16 protein-coding genes and 1 tRNA gene are annotated in these 17,178 nt (G+C 59.3%); 8 read left to right on the top strand and 9 right to left on the bottom strand.

Features of this window, described 5'->3' with window-relative positions; genetic code table 11:
• Positions 1 to 41 precede the first annotated feature (41 nt).
• Positions 42 to 1,772 carry an esterase/lipase family protein gene (locus GTP23_RS03705; RefSeq protein ID WP_161033908.1) on the top strand — a complete coding sequence of 577 codons (1,731 nt, stop codon included), beginning with the start codon at positions 42 to 44 and terminating at the stop codon, positions 1,770 to 1,772.
• 119 nt (positions 1,773 to 1,891) lie between these two features.
• Entirely contained in the window at positions 1,892 to 2,851 is a 960-nt protein-coding gene (locus GTP23_RS03700; RefSeq protein ID WP_161033907.1) for a T6SS immunity protein Tli4 family protein, read from the top strand.
• Positions 2,852 to 2,924: 73 nt separating this feature from the next.
• Here GTP23_RS03700 and GTP23_RS03695 read toward each other — a convergent pair.
• A tRNA-Met gene (locus GTP23_RS03695) sits at positions 2,925 to 3,001 on the bottom strand.
• A gap of 171 nt (positions 3,002 to 3,172) precedes the next feature.
• On the opposite strand from GTP23_RS03695, the gene GTP23_RS03690 reads away from it, so the two are divergent.
• The 6 genes from GTP23_RS03690 to GTP23_RS03665 all read left to right on the top strand — a co-directional run bounded on the left by GTP23_RS03690 (position 3,173) and on the right by GTP23_RS03665 (position 10,037).
• Complete coding sequence (locus GTP23_RS03690; protein ID WP_161033906.1) at positions 3,173 to 3,754, top strand: NUDIX hydrolase; 582 nt, start codon at positions 3,173 to 3,175, stop codon at positions 3,752 to 3,754.
• Entirely contained in the window at positions 3,751 to 4,479 is a 729-nt protein-coding gene (gene aat, locus GTP23_RS03685; protein WP_161033905.1) for a leucyl/phenylalanyl-tRNA--protein transferase, read from the top strand. Before GTP23_RS03690 ends, aat begins: the two co-directional genes overlap by 4 nt.
• 139 nt (positions 4,480 to 4,618) lie before the next feature.
• Positions 4,619 to 5,347: an arginyltransferase gene (locus tag GTP23_RS03680; protein ID WP_161033904.1), complete on the top strand. Its 729-nt coding sequence runs from the start codon at positions 4,619 to 4,621 to the stop codon at positions 5,345 to 5,347.
• Between the two features lie 35 nt (positions 5,348 to 5,382).
• Entirely contained in the window at positions 5,383 to 6,429 is a 1,047-nt protein-coding gene (locus GTP23_RS03675; protein ID WP_161033903.1) for a quinone-dependent dihydroorotate dehydrogenase, read from the top strand.
• 26 nt (positions 6,430 to 6,455) lie between these two features.
• Complete coding sequence (locus tag GTP23_RS03670; protein ID WP_161033902.1) at positions 6,456 to 7,502, top strand: aldo/keto reductase; 1,047 nt, start codon at positions 6,456 to 6,458, stop codon at positions 7,500 to 7,502.
• 174 nt (positions 7,503 to 7,676) lie between these two features.
• Entirely contained in the window at positions 7,677 to 10,037 is a 2,361-nt protein-coding gene (locus GTP23_RS03665; RefSeq protein ID WP_161033901.1) for a TonB-dependent receptor plug domain-containing protein, read from the top strand.
• Between the two features lie 129 nt (positions 10,038 to 10,166).
• Here GTP23_RS03665 and GTP23_RS03660 read toward each other — a convergent pair whose 3' ends face one another.
• The 8 genes from GTP23_RS03660 to GTP23_RS03625 form a co-directional block, all read right to left on the bottom strand.
• Positions 10,167 to 11,102 carry a CysB family HTH-type transcriptional regulator gene (locus GTP23_RS03660; protein WP_161033900.1) on the bottom strand — a complete coding sequence of 312 codons (936 nt, stop codon included), beginning with the start codon at positions 11,100 to 11,102 and terminating at the stop codon, positions 10,167 to 10,169.
• A complete protein-coding gene (locus GTP23_RS03655) occupies positions 11,099 to 12,169 on the bottom strand; it encodes a sulfate/molybdate ABC transporter ATP-binding protein (RefSeq protein ID WP_161033899.1) in 1,071 nt (356 codons plus the stop codon). The genes GTP23_RS03660 and GTP23_RS03655 overlap by 4 nt, the downstream gene beginning before the upstream one ends.
• A gap of 2 nt (positions 12,170 to 12,171) precedes the next feature.
• Complete coding sequence (gene cysW, locus GTP23_RS03650; RefSeq protein WP_161033898.1) at positions 12,172 to 13,062, bottom strand: sulfate ABC transporter permease subunit CysW; 891 nt, start codon at positions 13,060 to 13,062, stop codon at positions 12,172 to 12,174.
• The gene (gene cysT / locus GTP23_RS03645) at positions 13,059 to 13,925 is read right to left on the bottom strand and encodes a sulfate ABC transporter permease subunit CysT (RefSeq protein WP_161033897.1); all 867 of its coding nucleotides are present in this window, start codon (positions 13,923 to 13,925) and stop codon (positions 13,059 to 13,061) included. Before cysT ends, cysW begins: the two co-directional genes overlap by 4 nt.
• A gap of 122 nt (positions 13,926 to 14,047) precedes the next feature.
• Positions 14,048 to 14,821 carry a sulfite exporter TauE/SafE family protein gene (locus GTP23_RS03640; protein WP_155433194.1) on the bottom strand — a complete coding sequence of 258 codons (774 nt, stop codon included), beginning with the start codon at positions 14,819 to 14,821 and terminating at the stop codon, positions 14,048 to 14,050.
• A 78-nt stretch (positions 14,822 to 14,899) separates the two neighbouring features.
• On the bottom strand, positions 14,900 to 15,538 hold the full coding sequence (locus GTP23_RS03635; RefSeq protein WP_155433193.1) for a peroxiredoxin: 639 nt from the start codon (positions 15,536 to 15,538) through the stop codon (positions 14,900 to 14,902).
• Positions 15,539 to 15,561: 23 nt separating this feature from the next.
• The gene (locus GTP23_RS03630; protein WP_161033896.1) at positions 15,562 to 16,137 is read right to left on the bottom strand and encodes an RBBP9/YdeN family alpha/beta hydrolase; all 576 of its coding nucleotides are present in this window, start codon (positions 16,135 to 16,137) and stop codon (positions 15,562 to 15,564) included.
• Positions 16,138 to 16,139: 2 nt separating this feature from the next.
• Positions 16,140 to 17,141 carry a sulfate ABC transporter substrate-binding protein gene (locus tag GTP23_RS03625; protein ID WP_161033895.1) on the bottom strand — a complete coding sequence of 334 codons (1,002 nt, stop codon included), beginning with the start codon at positions 17,139 to 17,141 and terminating at the stop codon, positions 16,140 to 16,142.
• Positions 17,142 to 17,178: the final 37 nt, after the last annotated feature.

Raw genomic sequence — 17,178 nt, 5'->3', positions numbered from 1 at the left:
ATGCCATAGTGGAGTCCCCCATTTTTACGGGAGACTCGGCAATGGCAGACTTTACTCGACAGCAGGGCTATCCGCTTCCGACCTATCCGGAGCAACTAGGCGGCTACAAGACTCAGGGATATACCACGCCCATACAGGACCGGATGCCGCAGGTATTCCATATTCCGCCGAGGCGTGTGCTACCCATCATTTTTTTACCGGGCATCATGGGCTCCAACTTACGCATGAGCGCGGTACGCCAGCAGCAACTTGGCAAATCGAACAATGTCGCGTGGCGACCGGATAGCAATATCGAGTCGATAAAGATAGGCCGGGCCGACGCAATACAGCGTCAGCTCCAACTCGATCCTGAACAGACCGAAGTCGATGAATATGATCCACTCACCAACCCGACCGGCGATCCGGATGAAAGCGCCGACGAGCGCCACAGCAATGCCAAGGTCGATTTCTTCTACGCCCTGAACGTCAGTATAGAAACCCCTTTGTTAATGGATGACCCGCCTACCGCCTCGCCATGCAAGAGCAAAGATCAGAAGGCGCGTGAACGCGGGTGGGGCGAAGTGTATTTCGATTGCTACCGGACGCTACTTGAGAGCTGCGAATTACAACTGAACACAGCTTTCCAATATGGCGTCATGAACGATTACTGGAAGCAGATCATTGATGTATCACCTACAGTCTGGCAAGCACATACTCAGCCTCTTCTAGCTCCGCTGGAACGCAACACGCTCCGCGCTGCGATAGAAAACATCTGGTTTCCCGTTCATGCGATGGGCTACAACTGGCTGAAGGCCAGCAGTGCCTCCGCCTGCCGCTTAGCGGAGCGGATTAACAGCCTCATGCAACGCTATCAGGAACAGGGATTCCAGTGCGAGAAGGTCATCATCGTCACGCATTCCATGGGAGGACTTGTGGCCCGCGCACTAATACATCCGGCAATGGGCAACATGAAAGATAAGATACTAGGCATGGTACATGGCGTGATGCCGGCAATAGGCGCCGGTGCGACCTATAAGCGTATGCGTTGCGGCTTTGAAGACAGCCTATTTAAGCTTACGCCCAAAGTCCTAGGTAACTATGGCAACAAAGTTACTTCAATCTTAGCAAATGCTCCCGGCGCTTTAGAATTACTGCCCAGCCAAAGCTATGGAAACGGCTGGCTGCAGGTCACACGCGATGATCAGACGCTATTGAGCCTGCCAGTGCATGGCGATCCCTACGAAGAAATTTATAAACTCAAAGACGTCTGGTATGGGCTACTGAAAAATGATTGGATTAATCCAGCGCTTTCTCGTGGCGTCGGATTCGATTCCACCTTAAAAATGCTGAAAAAGGCCAAAAAATTCCACTCAGATATAGCCGGCACATACCACGATCAAAGCTATGCTCATTACGGTGCAGACCAGACTAAAGCCGCATGGCATCGTGTCGTATGGTTACTCGAAGGCAGTTCTCAATTCACCGATATCAGTAAGCTCACAATTGAGCGCGACAATATGCAGGGCAGACTACGTCTTACCGTTCCTGTCGAGAACCGAAGAACTATCGGTGATTGCAAGGCCTTATCGGCCCACTTAATGCCACCAGAAGATTCCGGCGACCAGACTGTACCTACGCATTCCGCCGACCATCAGCTCAGTAGCGGAAAATTCAAAGGAATATTCCGCCAGACAGGATATGAACATCAGGACAGCTACAACAATAATAAAGTCCTGCATTCGACACTCTATAGCCTAGTCCGTATAGCCGAAACTATGAGGTGGAGCAAATGATAGGGCTAAGGCGATCCTCTCATCCAGATTGGGTATGGCTCGACCTCCTGACACTCTTTTTCGTCGTCGTGTTTTTAAAAGCAAACGCCTACCATCGCTTTACTTATACAAGGCCCAATATGACCGAGCTACCCACACGCCTCATCCCACTTTTTGAACACACAAAACGTGTCTGCTTCGGCCGCCTGATAATCGACGTACCATCTACCGCGACAGTGGTATACGGGCCTACGGATGTCGATTTCCCCATTGCATATATTGCCAATGAAGCCCAGCGAATCAATGTGCATGTTGCAAAGGAAGTCGAGAAATACGAGAAGGAGCGCTACATGATAAAAAACCTCAGTCCGATTGATTTTGCAATGTACGGCAAAGTGGTGGATGGTGCTGTAGCTGGGCAAAAATTCGTGTTCGGTTCAAAACTTTTTTCAAATTTAACAATCGCGTCTTTCATTCCACTGGGAGATCACCTATACATACAAGATGGGCGTACCGACTTCAACGAAATTGAAGAAAATGTGGGCGTCCTGAACAACGCAGCAAAAAACATCCGCATACGCGCAGACGATGAAATACCCACAGAATCAGGTCTATGCATCGAGGGCGGCTTTGCCAAATCTGAATACGATTACGAGAAAGCATCGATCGGCATCCGCTTAAAGGAATTCCCGGATGTCCATCTCTCGATCATGTCCTTAAAAAACGGCGACTTCCTCGTCGAAGGTGACGATATCGAAGACCGGATGAAAGAGGCACAGGAGGACACACCCCACGGTCCTGGCACATGGTACTCAAGAGTCGACTTTCTACGCCGCGCGCCGCGCCAGATCGCACACTGGAAAGGCTCGGAAGTGCTGGCTCACTTGCCGCCGCAGAAAACCGCTACTGAATCGCATGAATTCCACTTTACCAGCAGCGGTGCGAAGAACGATCGCTACTACACCCGTCTCGACATCGAACTGAATACTGGCGTTAAAGGCAACCGTCAGGGCGCAGTCCATACCAGCCTGAACGACACCGAGGCAGTAGCCCTCTGGGATAAGCTCGTATCCACGCTGCAGATACGCCCTATCCGTTAAACGATACGGTTGGATTAACTACACCAGAAACGCAAAAACCGCTGATACCTGACGATATCAACGGCTTGGAATTTGGTTGCGGGGACAGGATTTGAACCTGTGACCTTCGGGTTATGAGCCCGACGAGCTGCCAGACTGCTCCACCCCGCGTCTGATGCGAGTATTATAGGCTAGATCGGCAATTTAGGCAATATTAATCCCGAAATCGCTGACGATAGCCCGAATAAATGCAGCCCCCTGCCCTCCGCGGTCATGCCGTAGCGGCCCCATTCAGTGTAAAGTAGCTGGCGTGAGCATCCTTATCATCCCCGGCTATCCTCTATGAAATTCTGTTCCGAATGCGCCTCCCCTGTCAGTCTGAAGATTCCGGCAGGTGACAACCGCCCCCGCTACGTCTGCGACAGCTGCGAAGCGATCCATTACCAGAACCCGAAAATGGTGCTGGGCACGGTGCCCGTGTGGGAACAGGATGGCGAACTCAAGGTGCTGCTGTGCAAGCGCGCCATCGAACCGCGCTATGGCTACTGGACGCTGCCGGCCGGTTTCATGGAAAACAATGAGACCACGGGCGAAGCGGCCCTACGCGAAACGCGCGAAGAAGCCGGTGCCAACGTCACGCTGGGCAAGCTGTTCACCCTGCTCAATGTCGCGCGCGTCCATCAGGTCCACATGTTCTATCTGGCAACGCTGCAGGATCTCGACTTTGCCCCCGGCGAGGAGAGTCTGGACGTGCAGATGTTCAGCGAAAGCGAAATCCCGTGGGAGGATCTGGCCTTCCCCACCATCCAGACCACGCTGGAACTGTTCTTCGCCGACCGCGTCAAAATCCGCGAGGGTGGCGACTACGGTTTCCACACGCAGGACCTGACCCGCCCCATGCGCTCGGACGCCGATACCAAGTGATCCCCTGGCTAGACCACGATACGCCCTTCCCTGATGTCAGCACAGCGCTGACGCAGGATGCGCCCGGCCTGCTGGCTGCCGGTGCCGACCTGTCGCCCGAGCGTTTGCTGCTGGCCTACCAGCACGGCATCTTCCCGTGGTTCTCGGAAGGCCAGCCCATCCTGTGGTGGAGTACGGACCCGCGCATGGTGCTGAAAACGGCGCAGTTCCGGATTTCCGACAGCCTCAGAAAAACCCTGCGCAAGGTGGAAAAAGACCGGCTGGCCGGTGGCCGCTGGCAAGTGCGCTTCGATAGCGCCTTCGAGCAGGTGATGCGCGCCTGCGCCGCCCCGCGCAAGGACGGCCCCGGCACCTGGATTTCGGACGACATCATCGCCGGCTATTGCGGCCTGCACCGGCTGGGCTATGCTCACTCGGCCGAAGTCTGGCTGGACGGCCATCTGGTGGGTGGCGCTTATGGCGTATCGATCGGCAAAATGTTCTATGGCGAATCGATGTTCGCCCGCGTCACCGATGCATCCAAGATCGCGCTGGCCTATCTGGTAGCCTTCCTACGCCAGCATGGCGTGCAGATGATCGACTGCCAGCAGGAAACCGGCCATCTGGCCTCGCTGGGCGCCGCGCCCATCGCGCGCACGGCGTTTCTGGCGCATCTACGCCACAGCATCACGCTGCCGCAGATCCACGACTGGCAAGTGATTGCACCGCTGCCCGCAGCCGGTTAAGCTAGCCATACGCGATGCGCCTTGCAGCGCCAGCCTTACCGGCAGCAGAGTAGCACTGGCCGCGATGCGCCACAGGCAGCGCAAACGCGCCGCTTGCGCTATCATGGATTTCAACCGAACCGTGCCCGACAGGACGTGCATGACGCAACTCAACGAATTGCCATTTGCCACGCTGCAGTTTTATACGACAGCGCCCTATCCGTGCAGCTATCTCGATGCACGGCAGGCCCGCTCGCAGGTGGCCACGCCCTCGCACCTGATCAACGCCGACGTATATTCCGAACTGGTGCGCAACGGCTTCCGCCGCAGCGGCATCTTTACCTACCGCCCGTATTGCGATGGCTGTCAGGCCTGCATCCCTGTGCGCGTAGTCAGCCAGCAGTTCCAGCCCAACCGTAACCAGCGCCGCGCCTGGGCCCGCCATAGCGAGCTGATCGCCTCGGTGGCTGCACTGGCGTTCTCGGACGAGCACTACGAACTGTATCTGCGCTACCAGAACCGCCGTCACGCCGGCGGCGGCATGGATCAGGATAGCCGCGACCAGTATGCCCAGTTCCTGCTGCAAAGCCGCGTCAACACGCGGCTGGTGGAGTTCCGCGATCCGGACGGTACGCTGCGCATGGTCAGCATCATCGATGTGCTGTCCGATGGACTGTCCTCCGTCTACACCTTTTTCGACCCCGATGTGGCCGGTGCTTCCTATGGCACCTACAACATCCTGTGGCAGATCGCCCAGACGCAGGACTTGCAGCTACCCTATGTCTACCTCGGTTACTGGATACGCCAGAGTCCGAAAATGTCCTACAAAACCAACTTCCAGCCACTGGAAGCGCGTATCAAAGGCCACTGGAGCGTGCTGGACGCCTGATAAAATACGGGCTAAACATCAACCGAGCCCTGCCCATGTCCGCACATTCCCTGTATTCGCTTACCCGTCCCCTGCTGTTTTCCATGGATCCGGAAGCAGCCCACAACTTCACCCTGCCTGCCCTGAAACGCGCCCACGCACTGGGCCTGACCTCTTTGATCAGCAAACCAGCGGCCGATCCGCGCACGGTGATGGGGCTGACGTTTAACAATCCGGTCGGCCTTGCCGCCGGTCTGGACAAGGATGGCGCCTACATCGACGGGCTGGCTGCACTGGGCTTCGGCTCCATCGAAGTGGGTACCGTGACGCCGCGCCCGCAGCCGGGCAACCCCAAGCCACGCATCTTCCGCCTGCCGGCCGCGCAAGGCATCATCAACCGCATGGGCTTCAACAATGGCGGTGTGGATGCCTTCGTGGCCAACGTACAGTCGTCGCGCTTCTATCAGGACAAACTGGGCATACTGGGGCTGAACATCGGCAAGAACGCCGACACGCCGATCGAACGCGCGGCTGACGACTACCTGCACTGTCTGGAAAAAGTCTACCCTTACGCCAGCTATGTGACGGTGAACATTTCCTCGCCCAACACCAAGAACCTGCGCCAGTTGCAGGGTGGCTCGGAACTCGATGGCCTGCTCGGCCAGCTGAAAGACGCCCAGTCGCGTCTGGCCGACCAGCACAAGCGCTATGTACCGCTGGCCCTGAAAATCGCACCGGACATGGATGGCGAACAGGTGAAAAACATCGCCGATGCGCTGATCCGCCACCGCATCGATGGCGTAATCGCGACCAACACCACGCTCAACCGCGATGCCGTGACGGGCATGCTGCACGGCGCCGAAACGGGTGGCCTGTCCGGCGCGCCCGTGTTCGAATTTTCGAACACCGTCATCCGTCTGCTGAAAGCGGAACTGGGCGATGCGCTGCCGATTATCGGCGTAGGCGGCATCATGCGCGGCGCAGATGCCAAGGCCAAAATCGCCTGTGGCGCACAGCTGGTGCAGCTGTATAGCGGTCTGATTTACGCCGGTCCGGCACTGGTGCGCGATTGCGCCGATGCGCTGCGCCAGCGCCAAGCCTGAGCCCACCGCACCCGATAAGGAATAGCATGGACAAAGTACAACTGGGCCAGAGCGCCCTTGAAGTTAGCCGCATCTGCCTGGGCACCATGACCTTTGGCGAACAGAACACGGAAGCCGAAGCGCACAGCCAGCTCGATTACGCGCTCGAACGCGGCATCAACTTCATCGACACAGCGGAGATGTATCCCGTCATGCCTAGTGCCGCCACGCAGGGTTCAACCGAACGCTATATCGGCACGTGGCTGAAAAAAACGGGGGCACGCAGCAGGGTGGTGCTGGCGACCAAGGCGGCCGGCCCGAACAAGCAGATGACATGGGTACGCGGCGGCAAGCAGAACTTCGATGCCGCCAATCTGCGCGCGGCCGTGGAAACCAGCTTGCAGCGCCTGCAGACCGACCATATCGATTTATACCAATTGCACTGGCCTAGCCGTAACGTGCCTATCTTTGGCGCCAGCGTGTTCAAACCCGATAACGAGCGTAAGCACGTGGCCATCGAAGAAACACTAGCCGCACTGGGTGATCTGATCAAGGAAGGCAAGATCGGTGCGATCGGCGTCTCCAACGAATCGTGCTGGGGCGTGAGCGAATTCATCAAGCAGTCCGAGATGAAAGGCTTGCCGCGCATCGCCACCATCCAGAACCTGTACAACCTGACGGCGCGCCATTTCGAAACCAGCCTGCTGGACGAAACCTGCTTCCGCGAGCAGGTCAGCCTGCTGGCCTACAGCCCGCTGGCGTTCGGCCAGCTCACGGCCAAGTACCACGACAACCCGCAAGCCCATGGCCGCCTGACCATCTTCCCGCCCACGTGGAGCCCGCGCTACCTGCGTCCATCCGTGCTGGAAGCCGTAGGCCGCTACGCTAAACTGGCACGCGACAACGGCCTCACACCTACCCAGCTGGCACTGGCGTGGTGCTACTCGCGCTGGTTTGTCGCTTCCACCATCATCGGCGCCACCAATCTCGATCAGCTCAGGCAGAACATCGACGCCTACCAGATCAAATTACCAGCCGACGTCATTGCGGCGGTGGATGCCATCCACGCCAGCATCACCAATCCGGGCCAGTAAACGCGGTCCGTATTACCCGTATCGAGCGCGCCCTGTTCTCTGCCACCAACAGAAAACAGGGCATTGTTCTGCACGATATCCAAAACTTGCATATCATTAGACATATCCATTCGTGGGCAATCCGCTAGCACACTGGTAAGATTTTCTTCATCCTCAACGTAGAAAGTTCGTCTCATGCGCATCCGCCGTCCCCTGCTGTTAAGCAGCCTGATTTCCACCATCGTCATTCCTGCCTTCGCCCAGCAACTGCCGGCTGAAGGTGAACTGCAATCCGTCGTCGTCACGGGCACCTACGCCAAGAACCGCCGCACCGTGGATTCCGAATCGCCGATCGACATCATCGGCGCACGCGAACTGCAGGCCAGCGGCTCGACCGAACTGGCCACCGTGCTGGGGCGCCTGCTGCCATCGATGAACTTCCCCCGTCCGTCCGGCGCCGATGCCAGCGATGCAGTTCGTCCGGCCCAGCTGCGCGGCCTGTCGCCCGACCAGACGCTGGTACTGGTAAACGGCAAGCGCCGCCATAGCTCCGCCGTAGTCAACGTCAACGGCACGCAGGGCCGCGGTTCGGCCCCGGTCGATCTGAATGCGATCCCCCTGTCCGCCATCGACCACATTGAAGTGCTGCGCGATGGCGCCGCTGCCCAGTATGGCTCGGATGCGATTGCCGGTGTGATCAACATCATTCTGAAAAAAGGCGCTGGTGGTGGCGATGCTGAAGTGGGCGTGGGCGAGTACCAGAAGCGCGACGGCAAGCAGCTGACCGTGCGCGGCTCCACCGGCTTTAGCCTTGGTGATCAGGGCTGGGTACGGGTCGCACTGGAAGCAGCCGACCGCGATCCGACCAACCGCGCCGGTGCCGATTTCCGCAATCCGGCCGAACCACGCTACGGCAAAGTCAATCAGCGCTTCGGCGATCCGGAAACCCGTCCGCGCAGCGTCTTCGTCAACAGCCAGTACCGCGTCAACGACGATATCGACTGGTACGCCTTCGCCAACTATGGCCAGCGCAATACCTCGGCTGCTGCCACCTGGCGCACTGCCCTCAACGGCACGGCCCAGCGTACGCCGCTGTATCCGGAAGGCTTCCTGCCGCTGGAGAACAGCGAATCGCAGGATACCTCGCTGGTCACTGGCCTGCGCGGCGAAGCATCGGGATGGCGCTGGGACGTCAGCCTGAACTACGGCCGCAATGAATTCCAGCTCGACCTGGATCACACCGTCAATCAGACTCTGGGTGCGGCCAGCCCTACCCACTTCTACGCCGGCAAGCTGCTCAACACCCAGCAGCTGTTCAATGTGGATCTGGCGCGCGAATATCCGGTGGCCGCCTTCAGCGGCCCGCTGACAGTGGCCGTAGGTGCCGAAGCACGCCACGAAAGCTACGAGATCGGCGCTGGCGACGAAGCTTCCTACATCGGCACGGGCGCACAAGGTTTCTCCGGTTTCCGCCCCGTCAATGCAGGCCGCAACAGCCGCCACAACGAATCGGTCTACCTGAATCTGGAAGCCGACGTCTCGCGCCAGTTCTCCACTTCGGCCGCGCTGCGCCACGAACGCTATAGCGATTTCGGCAGCACCACTTCGGCCAAAGGTTCGGCGCGCTACGCCTTCAGCGAAGCATTCTCGCTGCGCGGCACGGCTTCCTCGGGCTTCCGCGCGCCATCGCTGGCGCAGCAGTTCTACACCATCACCACCACCAACTTCTCGGTGGTCAACGGCGTCAATACGCCTATCGAGACCGGAACATTCGCCGTGGGTAGCGCTGCCGCCGCAGCGCTGGGAGCGACTCCCCTGAAAGCCGAGAAAGCCCGTAACTACAGCCTCGGTTTGCAGTTCTCCCCGCTCAGTAACTGGAGCACCACGGTGGATGCCTACCGCATCGACATCGATGACCGCATCGCCCTGTCGGCCAATATGACGCTGTCGCCTGCGCTGCAAGCGGCGCTGGCCAAGCAGAACATACTGGTGGGCGCTGGCCGCTACTTCACCAACGCCATCGATACCCGCACCACGGGCGTGGATGTGGTCAGCTCCTATCGTCTCGATCTGGCTAGCGCCGGCCGCTACGATTTCACGCTGGCCTACAACCACAACAAGAACTCGCTCGAGCATGTGAACGCCAATCCGGCTATCCTCACGGCTAACAACCTGACGCTGATCGATCGCCAGACCATCAACCGTCTGACGGTGGGCTCGCCTAAGGACAAACTGAGTCTGGCCACAGATGCCAACTGGGGTGCATGGTCGGCGCGTGGCGTGGTTACCCGCTACGGCAGCTTCACGGTCCCGCAGAACAACGCCACGCTGGATCAGACCTATGATCCGCAATGGGTGCTCGATCTGTCGACCAGCGTGAAGCTGAACAAGAACTGGCGTCTGAGCGCGGGTATCGATAACGTCACCAACCGCTATCCGGATCAGGTTACTTCGGCCGGTAACCTGAACAACAACGGTATCAACCCGTATAGCGGCTTTGCACCGAACGGCTTCAATGGCCGCTACTACTACGCCAAGGCAGCCTACAACTGGTAAGCCTTAGACGTCAAAAAGCCGGCAAGCGGGATTTCCCTGCTTGCCGGCTTTTTTACATTCATCGCCGCAATTTGCTGTCGGCGCTAGCGTACTTGCATGGGGTGCAAGGGGTCGGAGATGCCTGCCACGCTATGCGGCAAGCTCGCCACCATTGAGCGCCGCGTCGATATCGGCGCGGGTCAGATCGGGCGCAAACTGCTGGATGAAGTGATAGGCATAGGAGCGCAGATAGGCGCCACGGCGCACCGCCAGCCGCGTGGTGTTCTGCGCGAACAGGTGCGAGGCTTCCACTGCACGCATACCCTTGTCACGGCCATGATCGAAAGCCATCGAGGCAACGATGCCCACACCCAGGCCCAGCGCCACGTACTGCTTGATCACGTCCGAATCCATCGCTGTCAGCACGATATCAGGCTTCACTCCCGCCTGTGCGAACGCCGCATCGATATGGCCACGCCCGGTGAAACCGACGTCGTAGGTAATCAGCGGGAACTCGGCCAGATCTTCCAGCCGGATCGGGCTGCGCGTCAGCAGCGGGTGGCCATCCGGCACCACGATCAAATGGCTCCAGCGGTAGCAAGGGAAGGACACCAGATCCGGGAACTGCGACAGGCCCTCGGTAGCGATGCCGATATCCGTCTTGCCCGACAAAATCCATTCGGCGATGTGTTCCGGTGCGCTCTGCTGCAAGGCGATACGCACATCAGGATAGGCCGTGCGGAAGCTCTGTACCACTTTCGGCAGCGCATAACGTGCCTGCGTGTGGGTGGCGGCCACGCTCAGTGTGCCGCTCTGCTGGCCCGTATATTCCAGGCTGGCCTGCTGCAGATTTTCCGCTTCGATCAGCAAACGGTCGATAATCTTCAGGATGCCTTTGCCCGGCTCCGTCATGCCCGTCAGGCGTTTGCCATTACGCTCGAAGATCACCACACCGAGTTCATCTTCCAGCTCGCGGATCTGGCGGCTCACACCGGGTTGCGAAGTAAACAGCGCATTCGCCACTTCCGTCAGGTTATAGCCGCGCCGCGCTGCTTCGCGAATGGAACGCAATTGTTGGAAATTCATATCGCCACTCCCGCATCAACGAACACCTGCAAGCGCTTGGGCCGCACCACCAGCGTTTCACCTTCGCGTAACTGCAGCGCGCTATAACGCTCGTTACCCAGTACGGCTTCGATCAGCTCCCCCGTATCGGCGCGCTCCAGTTCCAGCTGCGCCAGCGGGCCGATGGCATGGCCGCGCAGCAGCTTGACCACGATGCCTTCGGCACCGGGCGTATAGCGTTCGATTTCCAGATCATGCGGACGCACATAAGCGGTGCCCTTGCCGGCATTACCGGCCTGCCCGGGCACGGCAAAGCTGGCGTCACCGCTGGCCAGCACGCCATCCTGCACGCGGCCATGGAACATGTTCACATTGCCGAGGAAGCTGTACACGAACGGCGAAGCCGGATGGTTGTAGACCTGATCGGGCGTGCCGATCTGCTCCACCTGTCCTTTATTCATCAGCACGACCTGATCGGCCACTTCCAGCGCTTCTTCCTGATCGTGGGTGACAAAGATCGAGGTCACATGCAGTTCGTCGTGCAGACGGCGCAGCCAGCGGCGCAACTCCTTGCGCACCTTGGCATCGAGCGCGCCGAACGGCTCATCCAGCAGCAGCACGCGCGGTTCCACCGCCAGTGCGCGCGCCAGCGCGATACGCTGACGCTGGCCACCGGACAGCTGCGGCGGATAACGGTCGGCCAGCCAGTCCAGCTGCACCAGCTCCAGCAGCTGCTTAACCTTGTCGCGTATCTGCGCTTCCGATGGACGCTGGGCGCGTGGTTTCACACGCAGGCCAAAAGCCACGTTCTCGAACACCGTCATGTGCTTGAACAGCGCATAGTGCTGGAACACGAAACCCACCTGACGCTCGCGCACATGGCGCTGCGAAGCGTCTTCCGCATCGAGCAGCACCTGACCGGAATCGGGATGCTCGAGGCCGGCGATGATACGCAGCAGCGTGGTCTTGCCGCAGCCCGATGGGCCCAGCAGCGCGGTCAGTTCGCCGTTCGGAAAATCCAGCGACACATTGTTCAGGGCAGTGAATTCGCCAAAACGCTTGTGGATATTTTTAACTTCGATCGTCATGATTACTCCATAGGGCGAACATCGTCGGCGCGGTTTTCATTCAGGCGCCAGGCGACAAAGGTTTTCAGTGCCAGCGTGACCAGTGCCAGCAGCGCCAGCAAGGAGGCCACGGCAAAGGCGGCAGCAAAGTTATATTCGTTGTAGAGAATCTCTACCTGCAGCGGAATGGTGTTGGTCTCGCCGCGAATGTGGCCGGACACTACCGACACGGCGCCAAACTCGCCCATGGCGCGGGCGTTACACAGAATCACGCCATACAGCAGGCCCCATTTGATATTCGGCAGCGTGACACGGCGGAAGGTATCCCAGCCCGAAGCACCGAGTACGATGGCCGCTTCTTCTTCCTCGCTGCCCTGTGCCTGCATCAGCGGAATCAGTTCGCGCGCCACGAACGGGAAGGTGACGAAAATGGTCGCCAGCACGATGCCCGGTACGGCAAACAGAATCTTGATCTCGTGTTCCTGCAGCCATGGGCCGAACCAGCCCTGCGCGCCAAACAGCAGCACGTAGATCAGGCCCGAAATCACCGGCGAAACGGAGAACGGCAGATCGATCAGCGTCAGCAGTATGCTCTTGCCGCGGAAATCGAATTTGGCGATACACCACGATGCCGCCACACCGAACACCAGATTCAGTGGCACGGCGATCACGGCCGTCAGCAAGGTCAGTTTGATCGCTGCCAGCGCATCTTCTTCCACGATGGCCGCCGCGTAGGCATCCCAGCCTTTGCGGAAGGCTTCGACAAACACGGCCACCAGCGGCACGAACAGGAACAGCGTGAGGAAGGTCAGCGCAACGGCGATCAGCACAGCGCGCACCCAGCGCGGTTCCAGTATCTGCGGCGGCGATGGCAGTTCGCCACGACGCACGGGCGTATTCGGCAAGGCGCTCATGCTTTACCTCCTTTGCCGCGTGCCCAGGCCTGCAGCAGATTAATACTGAGCAGCATAAGGAAGGACACCACCAGCATCACCACGGCAATCGCCGTCGCGCCGGCATAGTCATACTGTTCCAGCTTGGTGATGATGAACAGCGGCGTGATCTCGGAGATCATGGGCATATTCCCGGCGATGAAAATCACCGAACCGTATTCGCCGGTAGCACGTGCAAACGCCAGCGCGAAGCCGGTCATCAGCGAAGGCAGGATGGTGGGGAACACCACGCGGGTAAAAGTCTGCAGTGCGCTGGCGCCCAGACTGGCCGCCGCTTCTTCCAGTTCGCGTTCGGCGTCTTCCAGCACCGGCTGCACGGTACGCACCACGAACGGCAGACCAATAAAGGTCAGCGCGATCACCACACCGATGGGTGTGAACGCCACTTTCAGGCCGAACTGCCCTTCCAGCACGCGGCCGAACCAGCCGTTGGCCGAGTACAGCGCTGTCAGCGTGATACCGGCGACGGCCGTCGGCAGTGCAAATGGCAGGTCCACCAGTGCATCGACGATGCGCTTGCCGGGGAATTCGTAGCGCACCAGCACCCACGCCACCACCAGACCGAATACGGCGTTGATGGCCGCGCCCAGCAGCGAAGCGCCGAAGGTCAGCCGGTAGGACGCCATCACACGCTCGTTGGTGACGGCATGCCAGAAACCCTCCCAGCTCAGCGTAAAGGTTTTGAGGAAAACGGCCGACAGGGGTATCAGCACGATCAGGGTCAGATACAGGATCGTGAACCCCAGTGACAGCCGGAAGCCCGGCATGACGCGAAATGGCGCACCCTGCTTCGCTAGTGCGGGCGCAGCGAGAACTGCAGACATAAATGCTCCCTTATTACAAATTCTTCTATAAGGGCGTCATATTCTCACTGATGCTTCATAATCCAAACGAAGCTTTTATCATTTAATTAGATGTTTCCGCTATATAGCGAAGCGCCTCTGACTCACGACACCAGCTTGGCCGCCACCGCCACCAGGGTGAAAGCCAGCAGGCCGCGCAGCAGGCGTTCCGGCACGGCGCGGGCCGCATACGAACCTATGGTAATGCCGGGCACGGAGCCTACCAGCAGGGTCAGCAGCAGGCTCCAGTCGATCGAGCCCAGCCACCAGTGACCAATGGCAGCGATCGCCGTCAGCGGCACGGCATAGGCGATATCGGTGCCTGCCACTTCAGCGGGCGTCAGGCGCGGATACAGCATCACCAGCAGCGTGGCGCCGATGGCACCGGCACCGATAGAGGAAATGGTCACGAGCGTGCCCAGTACGGCACCGGAAATGATGGTCGCCCAGACCAGCTTGTCGCCCTGCAGCTGGCGCTCAGGGTGGGCATTAATCCAGGCCAGCATTTTGCGGCGGAACAGGATGGCGACCACGGTCAGCAGCACGGAACCGGCAATCATATAGCGGATGATCTGGCCGATTTCCTTGTTGAGGTTGCCGAAGTGCTTGAGGGAATAGCTGGCCAGCAGGGCTGCGGGCAAGGCGCCCAGACAGAGACGGCGCACGATTTCCCAGTGCACCGTGCCGCGCAGGCGGTGTGTGAAGGTGCCCACGCCTTTGGTGAGCGAAGCAAAGGCCAGATCGGTACCGACGGCCACAGCGGGCGACACCCCGAACAGCAGCGTCAGCAGAGGCGTCATCAGCGAGCCACCGCCCACGCCCGTCATTCCGACCAGCAGACCTACGGCAAACCCGGATGCGACAAACGACAAATCCATACATTCCCCCAAGAGTAGACCGCAGAGTACAGACTCTTGGGGGAGAACCAAACAACGCAGTTTTTATTTGCTTATGCGTTATTTATTAGGCTGAGGGGTCACGCGCAGGTAAGGACGGGCCGCCGTATAGCCTTTCGGGTACTTCTGCTTCAGCACTTCCGGATCCTGCACTGTCAGTGGAATGATGACATCATCGCCATCTTTCCAGTTGCCCGGTGTGGCCACCGTGTAGCCGTCCGTCAGCTGCAGGGCGTCGATTACGCGCAGCACTTCATCGAAATTGCGGCCCGTGCTCATCGGGTAAGTGATGTTCAGGCGCACTTTCTTGGCCGGATCGATCACGAACAGCGTACGCACGGTGGCCGTAGCGGAAGCGTTGGGGTGGATCATGTCGTACAACGTCGAGACCTTGCGATCCGCATCGGCGATGATGGGGAAGCCCACGACCGTGTTCTGGGTCGCTTCGATATCGGCGATCCACTCCTTGTGCGACTCGGCCGGATCGACCGACAGGGCAATGGCCTTGACGTTGCGCTTGTCGAATTCCGGTTTCAGCTTGGCCGTCAGGCCCAGCTCGGTGGTGCAGACCGGCGTAAAGTCGGCCGGATGGGAAAACAGTACTACCCAGGAATCGCCTGCCCACTCATGGAAACGCAGCGGTCCGATGGAAGAGTCCTGCTCGAAATCAGGGGCGATATCGCCCAGTCGTATGGTCATGTTCTGCTCCAGATCGTCATCAGTTACACACAGAAATCATAGGCTACAGCTCTCTTATTCTGCGCCTTTTCTGCTAAAAAATACAATGTTTCCAGACCTTGGGGCCAGTCACCGAGATTCGACTCGGCATTGATGTGGCCCAGCGCCCCGGCATCGACCAGCACACTGCCCCAGCGCTGCGCCCAGCTGGTCGCCTTCTCCAGCGTCATCCACGGATCGTTGCGGCTGCCCACCACGATGGACGGCACGGCCAGAGCCAGCAGCGGTAGCCGCTGTGCCACGCCGAACTTGTCGGGATCGGCCGGCGCCACCAGCAGTACACCGGCTACGCCGGCCGGATCGCGCGCCACGCTATGCACGCTGGCCAGCGCGCCGAAGCTGTGCGCCACGATCAGCACGGGCCGGCCATCACGGCCATGGCGGCGGTGATGGTCGATGCGCCCGGCCCAGCGGTCCAGATCAGGCTGGGCCCAGTCTTCCTGCCGCACCCGCTCGAACGCGGGATTGTGCAGCTGCCAGCGGCTTTGCCAGTGGCCCGGCCCGCTGTTATGCAGACCGGGGGCAATCAGCACGCGAAATTGGTCGAGTGCGCTGGCCATGATTATTTTGGCTGGTAGATCTGGTCGAACAGGCCACCGTCAGCGAAGTGGGTCTTTTGCGCGCGGGTCCAGTCGCCGGCCACCTGCGCCAGCGTGAACAGCTTCACGTTAGGGAACTGGCTGGCGTATTTCTTGGCGTACTTGTCGACCACAGGACGGTAGTAATTCTTGGCGATGATGTCCTGCGCTTCATCCGTGTAGAGGAAGTTCAGATAGGCTTCGGCCACTTTGCGGGTGCCGTGTTTGTCGACCACTTTATCGACGATGGCCACCGGCGGCTCGGCCAGTATCGAAACAGATGGCGCCACGATGTCGAACTTGGTCGGACCCAGTTCCTTGATGGCCAGCAGCGCCTCGTTTTCCCAGGCGATCAGCACATCGCCTATGCCGCGTTCCACAAAGGTGGTGGTGGCGCCGCGGGCACCGGAATCGAGCACCGGCACGTTCTTGTACAGCTTGCTCAGGAATTCCTTGGCCGAGGCTTCGCTGCCGCCTGGCTGGCGCAGCGCATAACCGTAGGCGGCCAGATGGTTCCAGCGCGCACCGCCCGAGGTTTTAGGATTCGGCGTAATCACGGCCACGCCCGGCTTTACCAGATCGCTCCAGTCCTTGATGCCTTTCGGATTGCCTTTACGCACGAGGAACACGATGGTCGAGGTGTAAGGCGTGCTGTTGTGCGAAAGTTTTTTCTGCCAGTCGGCGCCCAGCAGCTTGTGCTCGGCGATGGCGTCGATATCGTAGGCCAGCGCCAGCGACACTACATCAGCTTCCAGTCCGTCGATCACGGCACGGCCCTGCTTGCCCGAACCACCGTGCGACTGCTTGATTTTCACCGTATCACCCGTCTTGGCCTTCCATTGCTTGGCAAACTCGGCGTTCACGTCCTGATACAGCTCGCGGGTCGGATCGTAGGAAACGTTGAGCAGGGAGATTTCTGCTGCCAGAGCAGGAACGGCAGCGGACAAAGCAAAAACAGCAGCAGCGATAATTTTTTTGGACAGCATAGGATTCCCCTGTGAATGAAGGTCTCCAGATTACTGC

This window comes from Duganella fentianensis (assembly GCF_009857835.1).
Lineage (GTDB): Bacteria > Pseudomonadota > Gammaproteobacteria > Burkholderiales > Burkholderiaceae_D > Rugamonas > Rugamonas fentianensis.
This window is presented reverse-complemented; position numbering and strand designations above follow the sequence as displayed.